The sequence below is a fragment of the Streptomyces sp. NBC_00775 genome (assembly GCF_036347135.1).
In the GTDB taxonomy this organism is placed as follows: Bacteria; Actinomycetota; Actinomycetes; order Streptomycetales; family Streptomycetaceae; genus Streptomyces; species Streptomyces lutosisoli.
The window spans coordinates 10,745,743-10,761,073 of the sequence record NZ_CP108938.1 but is presented as its reverse complement, the minus strand read 5'-3'; the positions used below and the strand labels follow the sequence as shown (position 1 = coordinate 10,761,073).

Genomic DNA, 15,331 nt, shown 5'->3' with positions numbered 1-15,331 from the left:
CGTGCCCGGCCGCTGGCCGGCGCCGGGCACGCGGATGCCTGCGTCCGACGGCGAGTGCGGCCCGTGGCCGGCGGGTGAGCCGGCCACGGGCTGGAGCGGCTCAGCTCAGCTGAGGCTCCATTTCTGGTTGGATCCGCCGTTGCACGGCCAGAGTTCGGCCAGGGCGCCGTTGGCCGTGGAGGCGCCGGTGACGTCGAGGCAGAGTCCGGACTGGGTGCCGGTGACGGTGCCGTCGGAGTTCACCTGCCATTGCTGGTTGGCGCCGCCGTTGCAGGGCCAGGTCACCACCTTGGTGCCGGCGGAGGTCTGGTTGTTGTACGCGTCCAGGCACATCTGACTGCTGCCGCTGTAGACGGTCAGCTGGTTGGAGGACGTGCGGGTCCAGGTCTGGTTGGCGCCGCCGCTGCAGTCCCAGATCTGCAGCTGTGTGCCGGCCGTGGTGGACGAGTTCGGCACGTCCAGGCACTTGCCCGCGCCCACCGCGTGCAGCGCACCGGTGCTCGTGCCGCCGGAGGAATTGCTGTATCCGGCCGCGGTGATGTTGGCCTGAACCGCGTTCTCGGTGGCGTCCGACGGGTAGCCGGAGGTCATCACGCCTTCATAGAAAGTGCCTTGGGCGCCCTTGCTGTTGTCACCGCCGATGCCGAGGATGATGGCACCCTGCTTCCGCATCGGGTTGTAGCCCGAGACGTTGGGACGCGCCCCGTCGTAGAAGGTGGACAGGCCGCCCGACTGCGCGTTGCCCCCGCGAATCGCCCAGTGGTTCGGGCCGCCCTTGACGATGGCTGTCGTATACCGGTGGTTGATGGTCGGGTCGTTGGCGTTGTTGCCGGCGTTGACTCCGGAGAACAGGCCGTTCTCCAGGTCGGCCATGATCCAGGGACCATTGCCCGAACCGGAGCCCCAGACCCTGATGTTGCCGAAGTAGATGGCCTCCATGGTGCCGTTGCCGTCGTCGTTGCTGTCCGTCTCGGCATTGCCGTAGTCGAAGCAGCAGCCGCCGTTGTAGTGCGTGCCGTCGAAGATCGCGTACATGCCCTCGGGGTTGTCCCCGGTCGCGATGCCGTTGGTGTGGTTGTTGCGGTAACCCGTGCCGGGTGCCACGAAGACGCCGTAGGCCTTGTGACCGCCCACCATGGTGGGCGCGGCGGTCGCGTTCGCGAGGTTGTCGGGGCCGCCCGCGGCACCGCCCGCGGGCGCCTGGGTGAGGTTGTTGCCGCGGCCGGACTGGTCGTAGATGATCGTGATCAGGCAGGTCGTCCCCGAGCAGAAGGAGTCCTGCGCGGCAGCGTCGGCGTACCCGCCCGCACTCAGGACGCCGATGTCCCGGGTGCCGTTGTCGGAGGCCCGCCGGACCTGGTAGAGCGCCCCGTTGTACGAGGCGTACAACGCGCGCGTCGTGCTGTGCGCCGCCACGCAGGGCGTACCGCCTGCCGCGTAGATGTCGCACGGCCCCGACGTGGCGGCCCGGGCTGTGCCGGCAGTGGCCGTGGCTCCGGCCAGCGCACCGGCGACGAGGGCGGCCGCGGCCCCCGCCCGGGCGAACGTCCGCAGCCGAGAGCGGGGCGAGCGCGCCGACGGACCGATATGTGGCTGATCCGGGACATTTTCCGGCCTGACACGGCGTCGTAACGCCGCGAGCAGCCGTTGGACGCCACCGCGCCCGGACAGCGGGGGGCGTCTTGTGCCTGTGGTTCCCATCTGATCTCCCTAGCGTGCGACGCAGCCCCAGTCGGGGTGTGTTGGTATCGCGGGCAATCGGAAGCGCTGGAAGGTGCCGTTTTGCAGTGGGATTGCAGAGAGGTTTCGGAGGGTGACGGTGCTCCCGATTCCGCTGGGCTGTCAAGGGTGTGGAGTCGCCTGCCGCGAACCTTGTCGCGAATCGATTCGATAGGCCGATTCCTGCGACTCGGGACCGATCGGCGCGCTCGAGCACGCCCGACCTGTCGGCGGGCAAGTGGCGGCATGCCCTTCCGTCGCGGGGCGCGGTGAGTCGCGCGGGCGACTCCGACAGCCGGGCCGGACAACCCGGATGACCCGCTGTCACACCGGTGAACAGGGATGCACCACCAAACCCGAGCGAGGGGGAGCCAGTTGGAAGTTCACTGGCCGAAGCGGGGAGCCCCGGCCCGGCGCGTCGGCACCCCCTTCGCCTCGCGGCACGCCATTGACCCCATCCCCGGCCGGTCGTAACATCCGTCGAAGCGCTTGCGTGGAATCGATTCGCTCCACGCTTTCCGGTAATGCGTAAGACGCGGAGCGTGTGACGGTGCCCGGCAGCCCGACGCAGTTCCCCGCGGATTCATGGCACTCCGGCACCTTTCGTCCGCCCGGGCCCATCACAATGCGCAGGCCACCCGCCTGGCATCACCGGGCACCAGGGCGTTCGTCCAGCGCCACCCCTGACGAGTCGCTCGGGAGACGGCCGCGACGCCGTACGCGCGGCTCACCGCCGCGGACCCCTTGCCCATGCACCGCACAGCCGCAGCGAAGTGGCGCCGAATCCGAGCAGGACACGACGACCCGCGCCCCAACCCCGGAGATCGGCAAGGAGACGGACCCAAGCCCCTGAACGTCCGGGAATGGACCTGCACCGCCTGCGGGACCCTCCATGACCGGGACCACAACGCCGCGATCAACGTGAAAACGGCCGCCGGACTGGCGGTTGCAGCCTGTGGAGCGCAGGTAAGACCAAGACGCGTTCTGGCACAGCGCGACGAAGCAGGAAGCCACGGATTCTCTCCCGAACCCCGTGCCGCGTAGCGGCACAGCAACGGACGAGAAGCCGGAATCCTCGGGCTTCAGCCCGAGGAGCAAGTCAAACCCAGTTTCTCTGCCCGACCCTGGCCGACCCCACCGGCATCTCGATCTATCACGGCAAGTGCCCGTATGTAGCGCCGACCACGACACCGCCCAGCGGTACGGGGGCGTTGCATGCGGTGGGTGCGGGCCGGTGTCTGGATGTGCCGGGCGCGTCCACGACGCCGGGCAAGCAGACGCAGATCCGGGACTGCACCGGTGCGGCGAACCAGACGTGGTCGCTGACCTCCTCCCACGAACTCACCGTGTACTCCGGCAGCAGCCGGCTGTGCCTGGACGCCTCCAACCAGGGCACCAGCCCCGGCACCAAGGTCATCACCTGGATCTGCAACGGCCAGAGCAACCAGCAGTGGAACCTCAACGCCAACGGCACCATCACCAGTGCCCGGTCCGGCCTGTGCCTGGACGTCACCGGCGCCGCCACCGCCAACGGCACCCCCGTGGAGCTGTGGACCTGCAACGGCGGATCCAACCAGCAGTGGGCCTTCGGATGACCACCGCGCCGGCACTTCCGCGGTGCGGTGCGGCGGTCACCGCGCACGGCGGTGACACATCACCGGCTGAGTCGAACCGACCACGGGAATCGGTGTGTTGGCGAGACCCAGGGCCACCGCCATCACCGGCCTATACCGTCCTACCCGTTCCAGCTCCGTCCACCTGACACCGAAGGCATCACTCACCCCCACTGCGCTCCTTGCCCGACGGCGAACCGATTCCCGCGAGGTATTCTTGCGCCCCGCGGGTAAGGAGCTGCATGAACATCGGGGAGATCGCCCGGCGCGCCGGCGTGTCACGCAGCACGGTGTCATACGCGCTCAGCGGCAAACGCCCCGTCGCGACCAACACCCGCAGACGTATCCAGGACGTGATCGACGAATTGGGATATCGGCCCAACGCCGCCGCGAGGGCCCTCAAGGAGGGCCGGACCCGGACGATCGGTCTCGTGATCCCGCCGGCCGGCAGCCGACTCACGCACATGCAGCTGGACTTCGTCGCCAGCGTGGTCGACGCCGCCGTCCGTGTGGACCTGCAAGTGCTGCTGTCCCCTTCCGGCGAGGATCATGACCGTTCGTTCGAGCGGTTGGTCTCGGAGCGCCGCGTGGACGGAGTGATCCTCATGGAGATCCGCCTGGAGGACTCTCGTGTGGGGCGCCTGCAGGATGCCGGGCTGCCCTTCGTCGGCATCGGGCACACCGCCGACGACCAGCAGATGTCCTGGATCGACGTCGACTACGCCGGCTTGATCCAGCACTGCGTGCGGCACCTGGCCGACCTGGGGCACCGCCGGGTGGCGCTGGTCACCCGTTCCCCGGAACTCATCGCCGCCGGATACGGCCCCGCGCGCAGGGCCAGGGAGGGTTTCGAGACCGCCCTCGCGGAACGCGCCATTGACGGCATCGAAGTGCCTTGCGGGGACGACGCCCGCTCCGGCCAGGAATGCGTCGAAGCGCTCCTGCGCAGCCATCCGGACCTGACCGCTGTCACCACCATCAACGAGGCCGCCCTGCCGGGCATCCAGCGGGCACTGGTGGACACGGGCCTGGAAGTGCCATACGACTTCTCCATCACCGGAGTAGTGGCCAACGCTTGGGCCGAGGACTTCTGCCCGCCGCTCACGGCGGCGGACGTACCGGCCCTGGAGATGGGCGCGAAAGCCGTTTCTCTGCTGGTGGAGCGCATCGCCGCGCCGGACACCCCGCCTCGGCACATCCTGTTGGCGCCCCCCATCACGCTGCGCTCCAGCACAGCCGCGGCACTCACCGGCCGGCCGCCGCGAGTCAACGGCAGGGCGCTCTGAGGCGTGCTCCGGCCGAGCGGACCGCAAGCTCACCCGGCATCGCGGCCGCCCTCGAAGCCGCGGCGGGGAACCCCGAAGAACGGCACGGGCCTCGCCGTGAACTCATTCTCCTCCACCGTCAACACGGGCGCCTCCGGTGACCCAGGCGGCCCCGGAGGCTACACGGCCTGCAAGGTGGCCTACACGACGAACGTCTGGCAGGGCGGCTTCACCGCCGACGTCACCATCACCAACACCGGCTCCTCCCCCGTGAGCGGCTGGAAGCTCGCGTTCACCCTGCCCTCCGGGCAGCGGATCACCAGTTCCTGGAACGCGAACTTGTCCCCGGCTTCAGGAGCGGTGACAGCGAGCAACATGGCCTACAACGGAGAGGTTGCGGCCGGCGGCCAGGTGGCCTTCGGGTTCCAGGGCGCCTCCAGCGGCACCTTCGCCAAGCCCTCCGGCTTCAGCCTGAACGGCGGTGCCTGCACCACCGTGTGACACACGTTCACCCTCCGGGGTCCGCCTGATTTCCTCCACGCAGCCCGGCGGGCCCCGGAGGCCGCACAGCGCCCCCTCCCCCCTGGTGCCACTCCCGGAAAGGCGCAGCGCACCGCACCGCACTGATACTCCGCTCGGCACCCCGACGATCATCGGCGTCGACGCCATGCACAGCCACAACGTCGTGCCCGACGTGCTGGACGAGAGCGGGCTCATGCGTGGCTCCGAAACCGGTTGTACGGGAAGAGGGTGGCCCACGCACGCGCGGTGGCCCAAAAGGTGTCAAGCACCGACATCGACTGCGTCGTCGCCCTCTGCGGGGCGACACCGAGCCGTCCGAGGCGGCCATGGTCATGGGAAGGACAACAGCGGCAAGGGCGTCTCCTGGCAGTCGTACAACTTCCTGAACCGCGATCTGAACCGCTACGAGGGAGAGGTCTGGATCACCTCCGGCGGAGGCTCGTTCGCCTCCGACGCAGCTGCCTCGGGATGCCGACGCGACCTGGCTCGTCCCCCGCGCCGCCGGCCTCGTGACCTTGTCGTGGGCACACCGAAGGCCGACGGGATGGGGGGCAGAAAGGAGTCACCGCCGTGTTCTGCCGCATGCCCCACGCCGAGCCATGAGCCAGCCAACACCGCCCCCTCCGAGCGTTCCGTTCGGAGGGGCGCCATGGTGGGCGGCGGGGTCAGTGCCGTGCGAACTGCACCCGTGTCGGCTGCACGGCTTCCGGGCGTAGAGCGATCCCGTTGATGGTCAGTCGTTCTCCGTAGATGTCGGTGAGCCTGATCGCGCCGCCGCACCCGCTGCCGTTGGGGGAGAGGAAGTAGTTGTAGTCGGTGCGGGCGAGTTGGCGCCAACCGCTGCTGGTGCGGACCTCCAGCCGAGCGAGCGGGTTGCGGTGACCGATTGCCTGGATGCCGCACCAGTAGGGGCTGGATCCGGTTTTGTAGCGGATCGAGATGGTGCCCGACGTACTGGGGCTCAACAGGCTCCAGGTGATTGCGATCCGGCCGGTCGAGGTGGGGGCCAGTTTGGCGAAGGCCTGTTCGCTCAGGTCGAGTTGTCCGGGTGCGCAAGGCAAGGGGCATTCGTTGGTGATCCGGACCGTGACGGAGGCACCGTTCGCCGCGTGGACGCGCACGTATGCCCCGCATGCCCGTGACGCCTCGTAGTCGGTGGTGTTCATCGCCGCGATCATCATGTCGCTGCTCGGGCCGTAGGAGCAGGCGCCGTCCCCGACCCCGGCCTTGTAGACCGTGGCGACGCCCGGGTAGGTGACCTTGGGCCGGATCCGCCCGGCCAGGGAGGTCGTGGCAGGAGCCTTGCGCGGGGAGACCGAGGACGGCGCCTTGGCCCTGGACGGGGAAGCCTTCGGCGTGGCCGCGCCAGCCTTGGGGGGCGCAGAGGCGGCGGAGGGGGACGGCGAGGACGGCTTGTGCCCCGGCGAGGCCGGCGGATGAGTCTCCCGGGAGTTGGCGACGGCCGTGGCTGTCCCCGACCCGGCATCCTCCTTGCGGTCGGGGTGCATCGTCATGACCAGGCAGACGAGAAGTCCTGTGACGGCCAGCCCCGTGGTGGTGCCCACCATCAGCCGGCGTCTGCGCCTGCGCTGCCGCGCGGCCTGACGTGTTGTCTCTTGCATGTCCATCCGTTCGGAAGAGCGAGTCGGTGTTGCACTGCTCAGTGGCCGCCGGAGGCGAAAAGGTTGCCGCCGATTTTCCATCGGGTCGGGGCCTGGGACATGAGCAGCCGGACGGACGTGCTGGACACGGTCTTTGTGGTGGTCCCGTGCTCCCACCCTTGGGTCCTCAGGTGAGAGCACGGCCTGCTTCGGGCGAGGGTCACGGCTTGAGCGGGGTGGCTGTGCCGTGTGAACCGGGGTGGCGGGCGGGCCCAGGGCGCCACCCCGGGGGTGTTCAGCCGATCTTGGTCATGCTCCACTGCTGTTGGGCACCGCCGTTGGGGGTCCACTGGATGATCTGGGTGTTGTCCGCGCCGTTGTTGGAGTTGTCCAGCGCCTTTCCGCTGTGCTGGTTGATGAGCCGGTACGCGCCGCCGCCCAGCGCGGTGATGGCCCACTGCTGCTGGGCGCCGCCGTTGGGGGTCCACTGCACCATCACTCCGCCGTCGGAGGTGTTGCTGTTGTCGTCGAGGGCCTTGCCGCTGCGGACGCAGACCAGCTGGTAGTAGCCGTGGCCCAGGTCGGTGACCGTCCACTGCTGCGGCGTGCCACCGTTGACGGTCCACTGGATGACCGGGGTGCCGTCGCTGCCGGTGTTGCCGTTGTCGAGAGCCTTGCCGCTCTGGGCGCAGACCAACCGGTAGACACCGCCTGCCAGGACGGCCGGCATGCCGTTGACCTCCACACAGACCACGGAGTCGTTCGCGTTGGGCGCTGTGCTCGGCACGCTGACGTTGATCTGCCCGCCGCTGACCGAGTAGTTGAGGTTGGTGCCGGGGTTGTTCATCAGGTAGACGCGGTTGATCGTGTTGTACACGGCCGGGATCTGCAGGGTGCCGCCCGTGGGCCAGTTGAAGACGTGGGCGAAGAGCTTGCCGTTCTTCTTGGTGATCCTGCCCCAGGACGGCTCGGTGGCGAAGGGGCTGCCGCTGGTGCCGTGGACGCTGTCGCTGTGGGTGGCCATCCATGAGGCCAGGCCGTTCAGAATGGTCACGGATCCGGGGGTCGCGGAACCCTCGCCCTTGGGCCCGATGTTGAGCAGGTAGTTGCCGTCCCGGGAGACGACGGTGACCATCTCCTGGATGATGTCCTTGACGGGCCGGTAGAGGTTTTCCGCCCAGTCGGTGTAGCCCCAGTTGCCGTTCATGGTGGCGCAGGTCTCCCACGGCCGGTCCAGCGGCGCGTCGGGAACCGACTGCTCCGGGCAGGCGAAGTCACCAAGACCCTGGTCCCGCTTGACACGTTCGTTGACGACGAGGCCGGGCTTGCGCTGCATCAGCCAGTTGTACAGGTCCTCGCCGTCCGACTTGGCCCACCAGTCGCACCAGTCGCCGTCGAACCACAGGACGGCCGGGTCGTAGCGGTCCAGCAGTTCCTGCAGCTGGCCCTTCATGTCGTTGATGTAGCCGGTGCGGGCCGTCGGGTCGATGGAGGAGTCGTAGTTGCCGGGACGACAGGTCTGCGAGGGGTGGTTCCAGTCCATGATCGAGTAGTAGAGCCCGAACTTGATGCCCCGGTTCGTGCACTCGGTCTTCAACTGGGCCAGCAGGTCGGGCTGGAAGCCGTTGTAGTCGTGCAGGTTGTACTGCTTGGTGCCGGTGGTGTCGGTGAAGCCCGCGACGTTCGAGTCCCACATCGCGTAGCCCTCGTGGTGCTTGGAGGTGATCACGAGGTACTTCATGCCGGCATTCTTGGCCAGCTCGGCGATCTGGGCGGCGTTGAAGCTGGACGGGTTGAACGGCTTGGTCACATTGTTCTGCCAGTCGGCCTTGGACCAGTGGCCCTGGCTGAACTCCCACTCGCCCTTGCCGAGGTAGGAGTAGGACCCGAAGTGGATGAACATCCCGAACCGGGCCTGGTACCACCAGTCCAGCTTCGAGGAGACGGAGTAGGCCTCGGCCGTGGCGGGCCACAGGGCGGCTGGCAGACCTAATGCCACGGTGGTGCCGGCGAGGGCTGCGGCCTTGATGATGGAGCGCCTGCTGAAGGGGGCGGAGGACATCGTGCGGCTCCTGGAGGGGGTGAAGAACACAGGGCGTCGAAAACTGCTTGTCCGCGGCACAGCACAGACCCGTGGAGAACAGCGGCTCGGGTCCGGCGGGCTCTCCGGCCCTCACGGACATGGGATGTATTAACAGATGAGGACGTGGTCACTGTCTAGAGCAATGACAGAGAATTCAGATAAAACCTGTTCACCGGCCTGTTGAATATTTCGACTCCACGAAACATCGGATGTATAGCGGGTAGGCCTCAGGGAGTGAAGAGGGCATGACTACGCAGCGCGGCCGGGTGGTCGCGCTGCCCGCCTGCCGTCAGATCCCGGTGCCGTCGGCTACGCGTCCACCACCACGACGATGTCCAGAGTCCTCGGCCCGTGCACGCCCTCGACCCGGTCCACTTCGATGTGGCTGGTGGCCGAGGAGCCGGAGATCAGAGTCAGCGGCCGGTACGGATCGAGCAGACGCAGCGCCTCGGGCACGTCGGGCGCGATCTGGTCCGCCCGCACCACGCAGATGTGCTGGTCCGGCAGCAGGGTCAGAACCCGTCGCCCCCGCCCGGGACCGTGATCGAGGGTCACCGTGCCGGTGACGGCGATGGCGGTGGCGACGGTGGTGACCACGGCGTCCGCCGCCTCGAGTTGTCCGACCGTCAGCGGCGGGACGTCGGCCAGCCGCTACCACGGCCCCTCCGGGACCAGGTCCTCGGGAAACCCGGGCGGCACCACCAGGGACCGTGCTCCGGTGCGGGCCAGCGCGCGGGCGGCGGCCGCCGCGGCACCGGCCGCCGGAACACGGACCACCGTGGCGCTGTACTCGGCGGCACGCTCGGAGAACAGCCCGACGACGTCCGGTCCCGCATGGTCGGCGCGGCGCTCGGGCGGCAGGGGGCACATCCTGGGGGAGTTCGGACTCCGCAACACCGGACAGTGCTTCCCGAACCGCGCTCAGGACGGTCTCGCGGCCGTTCACCGTCGCCCCTTCCCATCCGCCGTCGTACGGCTGTCCTCGCTCGTGGGTGTTCTCGTACGGCGCCACCAGGCGCGCAGGGACTCCCGGGCCGGCGCCGGGGTGTCCCGGGTTCCGGACCAGCGGGCGAACGGACCGGGCAGGGTACCGATCCGGCCGTCACGGGCCACCAACCGGGCGCCCGTGGCGGTCAGCCGCCGCGGTGAGGACAGCACGGCGCCCGCGGCCTTCATGACGAGCGCCTCGGAGGTGGGAAGCAGCCGGTCCCGGCGTTTGGCCTCCACGGCCTTGGCACGCAGATGGACCAGCACCTCGGGAATGTTGATCTTCACGGGGCAGGCGCCGTAGCGGGCGCCGCACAGGGTCGAGTCGAAGGGCAGCGAGGCCGCGTTCTCGATGCCGACGAGCTGCGGGGTCAGCACGGCGCCGATCGGCCCGGGGTAAACCGATACATAGGCGTGGCCGCCCGTGCGCTCGTACACCGGGCAGACGTTCAGACACGCCGAGCAGCGGATGCAGGCGAGGGCCTGGCGGCCCACCTCGTCGGCGAGAGTGGCGGTGCGGCCGTTGTCGAACAGCACCAGATGGAAGTCCTGGGGACCGTCGCCCTCGGTGTCGCCCGTCCACAGCGAGGTGTACGGGTTCATCCGCTCGCCGGGCGACGAGCGGGGCAGGAGCTGGAGGAACACGTCCAGATCGGCGAAGGACGGCAGGACCTTCTCGATGCCCATGACGGTGATCAGGGTCTCCGGCAGGGTCAGGCACATCCGCCCGTTGCCCTCCGACTCCACCACCGCCACCGTTCCGGTGTCGGCTGCCGCGAAGTTGGCACCGGAGACGGCGACCTTGGCCCGCATCCACTGGGGTGTCTACTCCGGCCCGGCCAGGGGCGAGTGGTACATGCAGGAGTCCGCCGTCACGCCGGAGAACTACAAGAAGTACTTCACCGACGCGACCGGCGAGCAGTTCACGGCGAGCGCCTACAAGCCGGCCGACTGGGCCCAGCTGGCCAAGGACATGGGCGCGAAGTACACCGTCCTGACGGCTCGTCACCACGAGGGCTTCGCGCTGTGGCCGTCCACCCATCCGAATGCCTGGCATGCCGGACAGGCCCCGATGCAGAAGGACCTCGTCGGCGAGTACGTCACCGCCGTCCGGGACGCCGGACTCAAGGTCGGCCTGTACTTCTCCCCACTGAGCTGGCGCTACCCCGGATACTACGACGTCAGCGGCACCAACTGCCTGCCCAATGCCTGGGGCTACACCACCGATCCCGCGCACAAGGAGAACGCGCGGATCATGAAGAACGAGGTGTACCAGCAGGTCAAGGAGCTGGTGAGCCAGTACGGCAAGATCGACGACATCTGGTGGGACGGCGGCTGGCTCGGCCAGCAGGGCTCGGATGCGGATGCCGCGTTCTTCTGGGAGCCCGGCGAGTTCCGCGACACCGCCAACCAGTGGCCGGTGGACGCCGCCTACGGCGAGACCGACCCCGCCACCGGCCGCCCCCTCGGCCTGATGGGCATGGTGCGCAAGCACCAGCCCGACGTCTTGGTCAACCTGCGCTCCGGCTGGATGGGCGACTACGAGAGCGAGGAAGGCCCCTCCGTCCCGAGCGGCGCCATGCGCACCGACCACCTGGCCGAGAAGTGCTTCACCATCGGTGGCGCCTGGGGCTACAAGGCCGGCAGCCCCGTGATGAGTTACAGCAACATCATGAACATCCTGGTCAATGCCTGGGTGCGCAACATGACCGTGCTCCTCAACATCGGCCCGGACCGTACCGGCGCGATTCCGGCCGACCAGGCGGCCGCGGTGCGCAAGGTGGGTTCCTTCCTCAGCTCCTGCGGCGAAGCCGTCTACGGCACGCGCGGCGGCCCGTGGCAGCCGGTCGACGGTAGGTACGGCTACACGTCCAAGGACAGCACCTTCTACGTCCACCTGCTGCCGGGCTACAGCGGCACCGGCTTCACCACCCCGTCCACCGGAGACGCGCAGGTCACCCGCGTCTTCGACGTCGCGTCGGGCGCCGACCTGCCGTACACCGTCGACTCGGACAGCTCGGTGACGATCACCGGCATCAACCGCAACCGCTTCCCCGAGAACAGCATCGTCGGCGTCACCCTGGACCGCTCCGTGCTGCCCGCCGACATCGCCCGGGGAAGGACGGCGACGGCCAGCAGCGAGGAGACCTCGAAGGGCAACACCGCGGCCAAGGCCGTCGACGGCTCCACCGCCACCCGCTGGAGCGCGAACAACGGCAACACGGGACAGTGGCTGAAGGTGGACCTGGGGTCGGAGAGGTCATTGACCGGCACCCGTATCGCCTGGGAGTCCGCGGCCACGAACTACCGCTACCGGATCGAGGGTTCCACCGACAACACCACCTGGACCAACCTGGCCGACCTGACCGCCACCACCGGCACCGGTCAGGCGCAGGTCTCGGTCTTCCATGCGCGGGCACGGTATGTACGGGTGCCGGTCACCGGCCTTCCCGCCGGCGCCTGGGCCTCGATCCGCAGCCTCGAAGTCTACGACCGGCCCTTCAGCGCGGACGTCGGCGCCGTCCGGCTGGTGAACCGCAAGAGCGGCAAGGTGCTGGACGTCAGCGACGGCTCGACCGCCGACGGTGCCGCCGTAATCCAGTGGCCGTGGAACGGCGGCACCAACCAGCAGTGGAAACTGCTGCCGAACACCGACGGCTCCTACCGGCTGTCCAACGTCCGCAGCGGCAAGATCCTGGAGAGTCCGGGCGGCTCCGGCCAGGGCGCAGGCGTGGACCAGTGGACCGACGACGGCGGCGACAACCAGTGGTGGAAGCTGGTCCCCTCCCAGACCAGCGGCTACCACCAGCTCGTCAACGTCCGCAACGGCTGGTGCGCCGAGGTCAAGGACGCCTCCACCGCGGACGGCGCCCGGGTCATCCAGTGGCCCTCGACCGGCGGGTCCAACCAGGACTGGCAGATCCTCGCACTGTAACGGCGTCCGGCGAGGGTCGTGCCGCGTGACGGCGCGGCCCCCGCGGCTTCGCCTCTCTCCGTCTTGCCGAGGTGTTCGGTGTCGACGCGCACCCAGTGCCGCTGGTCGGCGTCCCAGTACTCGGTGATCCAGTGGTCGACGCCGCAGCCATCCCGGAAGGAGGTCCCGAAGCCGCACCGGGCCCGCGAGGGGATGCCCCTCGCCAGCATGACGATGCGGCACGCATCGGCGACCCGCGCGCAACCTGGGGCATCATCCACGGCAACCCGGTCCACGACGACGTACGCGCGATCGCGGAGGCCACCGCGTCACCTTCGCGCTGGACGTGCTGCGCAACCGGGACAAGTCACCCCCTGGTGGTATGCGAGAAGTGGCGGCGACCCGGGTGAACGCCAGGAGAATGAGGAGCTGGGCGGGCAACGCCCGCCCGTCACTTCCGCGCTGTCGTCCTGAAGGGGAGGGCGTCGCCCGAGCGCAGGTGCTCCCTCAGCCACCGCTCGGTGTTGCTGACGTGCAGCAGTGCGGCGGCCTGGCTGAGGGCGGCGTCGCGGGTGGACAGGGAGTTGAAGATCGCCTCGTGTTCGGCGAGGGTGCGGGCCGCGGCCTGAGTGTCGACCAGACCGCGCCAGATGCGGGCGCGCAGGGTGCGACCGGAGATGCCCTCCAGGAGGGTGAGGAGGGTCTCGTTGCCCGTGGCCGAGATGACGGCGCGGTGGAAGGCGGCGTCGTGGAAGTTGAGCTGTTCGACGTCGTCGCGGGCCTCGCGCATGGCGTCCAGGTGCCGCTTCACGTCGGCCAATTGGTCGTCGGAGATCCGGGTGGCGGCCAGCGCGGTGGCGACCGGTTCGAGGAGCCGGCGTACCTCCATGAGGTCCTGCAGGGCTACCGAGTCGCCCTGCAGCAGTTCCACCGCACCGCCAAGTCCCTCCAGCAGCAGGCTCGGCTGAAGGCTGGTCACATACGTGCCGTCGCCCCGCCGGACCTCCAGGACCCGTGCGACGGCCAGCGCCTTGACCGCTTCGCGGGCGAGGTTGCGGGACAGGCCCAGTTGTGCGGCCAGCTCCGGCTCCGGAGGGAGCTTCGAGCCCGGTGGCAGGGCACCGGTCCGGATCAGCTCACGGATCTGCTCGATGGCCTTGTCCGTCAGAGACACCGCGACTCCCTCCCCCGACCGTGCTCAGCGGGTACGTCCGACCTGATCAGCCCCTGAGCCCGGAGATCGTCCCAGAGACCGTCAGGGATGTGCTGATCGTGGAGTTCCACGTTTCGTACGACCTGTTCCGGATTCCGCATGCCGAGGGTGACATTGATGATACTGGGATGGGTGTGCGGGAAGGCGATCGCGGCGGCGGGCAGAGTGGTCCCGTGCACCGCGCAGACCTCGGCGATCGCCCGGGCGCGGGCGACCAGCGCGGGTGGGGCGTCCTGGTAGTCGGCAGTTCAGTCGGTGAAGGACCCGCGGTAGATGTCCTTGATGTTCCAGTGGCCCTGCGTCGGCACGGGTTCGTTGACCATCGGTACGTCGATGACGGCGGGCCGGCGCCGCGCGATCGCATCGGCGAGCGCCTTGCCGAGATCGGCGGGGGCGGCGACGGTGTATCCGTCGGCTCCGCAGGACCGGCCGAGCGCCGCGAAGTCCGGGCTGTACGGCTGCCCTTCGGCGTCCGTGAACTCGCAGCCGTAGGAGCGTCCGAACGACGCGGACTGAAGGTCAGCGATGGTGCCGTGGGCCCGGTTGTTCATCACCACGAAGACGACGGGCATCCCCTGTTCGACGGCCATCGGCAGCGCGGGCAGCTGTGCGCTCATGCCGCCGTCGCCGATCAGTGCGACCACCACGCGGTCCGGCTGGGCGATCTGCACGCCGACCGCGGCGGCCGGTCCGAAGCCCATGGTCGAGGCGCCGTCCGGGGTGATGAACCGTCCGCCTTCGGGGAGTTCGTAGCACTGGGCGACGCCGTTCTTGTTCCAGCCGACGTCGGTGACGAGCACCGCGTCGTCGGGCAGGCGTCGCGCAGGTCGGCGAGGATGCGTTGCGGGCGCACGGGGAAGTCGTCGCTGCGTCCGTCCTCGCGGGCGGTGTCGAAGACGGTTCGGCGGGCGGTGGCGATGGTCGCGCGCAGACCCTCTCTCACCTGGGGCTCGGGCCTGGCGGCCTGTACGGCGGCCCCGATGGCCCGTACTGCATCACCCACATCGGCGACGGCACCGATCTCGACGGGATAGTTCCGGCCGATCTCGGCGGGGTCGATGTCGATCTGGAGGAGCCGGCTGGGCGGGAAGTTCCATGTGTACGCCGGATCCCAGGAGCTGGCGTCGGTCTCGGCGAACCGGGTCGCCAGAGCGAGGACCACATCGGCGCCCTTGGTGCAGACCCCGTTGATCAGCCTCCGCCGACACACCGCCGGCCTGCCCACCACCGCCACCGGCAACAACGGCTCCAGCACCGCCCACTGCCCGTCAGAAAGATCCCCTCGCCCCACACCGAGATCATGACGGTCTGAGGCGAGGAACAGAGCGCACTTCTAAAACACGGCCTAGGGCCTGTTGTGAGAGTGCGGGTCACCCGAACAGCAGCACAGCCACCAGTATGTACACCGGAATAG

Annotated in this window: 10 protein-coding genes and 6 pseudogenes; 5 read left to right on the top strand and 11 right to left on the bottom strand. The window is 68.9% G+C overall.

Going from position 1 to position 15,331, the window contains the following annotated elements:
- Positions 1–105: 105 nt before the first annotated feature.
- Positions 106–1,701 (bottom strand): arabinofuranosidase catalytic domain-containing protein, encoded by a 1,596-nt coding sequence (locus tag OIC96_RS48095; protein WP_330301765.1) that lies wholly within the window; start codon positions 1,699–1,701, stop codon positions 106–108.
- A gap of 768 nt (positions 1,702–2,469) precedes the next feature.
- Between OIC96_RS48095 and OIC96_RS48090 the strand changes: the two genes are divergently transcribed.
- The 4 genes and pseudogenes from OIC96_RS48090 to OIC96_RS48075 all read left to right on the top strand — a co-directional run.
- The gene (locus tag OIC96_RS48090) at positions 2,470–2,763 is read left to right on the top strand and encodes a zinc ribbon domain-containing protein (protein WP_330301766.1); all 294 of its coding nucleotides are present in this window, start codon (positions 2,470–2,472) and stop codon (positions 2,761–2,763) included.
- A gap of 158 nt (positions 2,764–2,921) precedes the next feature.
- A pseudogene (locus tag OIC96_RS48085) lies at positions 2,922–3,314 on the top strand (RICIN domain-containing protein); the annotation flags it as partial.
- A gap of 260 nt (positions 3,315–3,574) precedes the next feature.
- Entirely contained in the window at positions 3,575–4,618 is a 1,044-nt protein-coding gene (locus tag OIC96_RS48080; RefSeq protein ID WP_330301767.1) for a LacI family DNA-binding transcriptional regulator, read from the top strand.
- A gap of 75 nt (positions 4,619–4,693) precedes the next feature.
- Positions 4,694–5,098 (top strand): annotated as a pseudogene (locus OIC96_RS48075) (cellulose binding domain-containing protein); the annotation flags it as partial.
- A 686-nt stretch (positions 5,099–5,784) separates the two neighbouring features.
- On the opposite strand, the gene OIC96_RS48070 reads toward OIC96_RS48075, so the two are convergent.
- The 5 genes and pseudogenes from OIC96_RS48070 to OIC96_RS48050 form a co-directional block, all read right to left on the bottom strand.
- Positions 5,785–6,741, bottom strand: a complete 957-nt coding sequence (locus tag OIC96_RS48070; RefSeq protein ID WP_330301768.1) for an expansin EXLX1 family cellulose-binding protein — start codon at positions 6,739–6,741, stop codon at positions 5,785–5,787.
- A 274-nt stretch (positions 6,742–7,015) separates the two neighbouring features.
- A complete protein-coding gene (locus OIC96_RS48065) occupies positions 7,016–8,782 on the bottom strand; it encodes an alpha-L-fucosidase (RefSeq protein WP_330301769.1) in 1,767 nt (588 codons plus the stop codon).
- Positions 8,783–9,112: 330 nt separating this feature from the next.
- Entirely contained in the window at positions 9,113–9,400 is a 288-nt protein-coding gene (locus tag OIC96_RS48060) for a LutC/YkgG family protein (protein ID WP_330301770.1), read from the bottom strand.
- A gap of 54 nt (positions 9,401–9,454) precedes the next feature.
- Positions 9,455–9,673 (bottom strand): hypothetical protein, encoded by a 219-nt coding sequence (locus tag OIC96_RS48055; RefSeq protein WP_330301771.1) that lies wholly within the window; start codon positions 9,671–9,673, stop codon positions 9,455–9,457.
- Between the two features lie 72 nt (positions 9,674–9,745).
- Positions 9,746–10,609 (bottom strand): annotated as a pseudogene (locus OIC96_RS48050) (LUD domain-containing protein); the annotation flags it as partial.
- On the opposite strand from OIC96_RS48050, the gene OIC96_RS48045 reads away from it, so the two are divergent.
- A complete protein-coding gene (locus tag OIC96_RS48045) occupies positions 10,593–12,725 on the top strand; it encodes an alpha-L-fucosidase (RefSeq protein ID WP_330301772.1) in 2,133 nt (710 codons plus the stop codon). The pseudogene OIC96_RS48050 and the gene OIC96_RS48045 sit on opposite strands and share 17 nt — an antisense overlap.
- Before the next feature lie 430 nt (positions 12,726–13,155).
- On the opposite strand, the gene OIC96_RS48040 is transcribed toward OIC96_RS48045, so the two are convergent.
- The 5 genes and pseudogenes from OIC96_RS48040 to OIC96_RS48025 all read right to left on the bottom strand — a co-directional run.
- Positions 13,156–13,878, bottom strand: a complete 723-nt coding sequence (locus tag OIC96_RS48040) for a FadR/GntR family transcriptional regulator (RefSeq protein WP_330301773.1) — start codon at positions 13,876–13,878, stop codon at positions 13,156–13,158.
- Positions 13,869–14,159 (bottom strand): annotated as a pseudogene (locus OIC96_RS48035) (aldo/keto reductase); the annotation flags it as partial. The gene OIC96_RS48040 and the pseudogene OIC96_RS48035, both read right to left, overlap by 10 nt.
- A gap of 6 nt (positions 14,160–14,165) precedes the next feature.
- Entirely contained in the window at positions 14,166–14,717 is a 552-nt protein-coding gene (locus OIC96_RS48030; RefSeq protein ID WP_330301774.1) for a thiamine pyrophosphate-dependent enzyme, read from the bottom strand.
- 194 nt (positions 14,718–14,911) lie between these two features.
- Positions 14,912–15,079 (bottom strand): annotated as a pseudogene (locus OIC96_RS50055) (hypothetical protein); the annotation flags it as partial.
- An 18-nt stretch (positions 15,080–15,097) separates the two neighbouring features.
- Positions 15,098–15,208: pseudogene (locus OIC96_RS48025) on the bottom strand (transposase); the annotation flags it as partial.
- Positions 15,209–15,331: the final 123 nt, after the last annotated feature.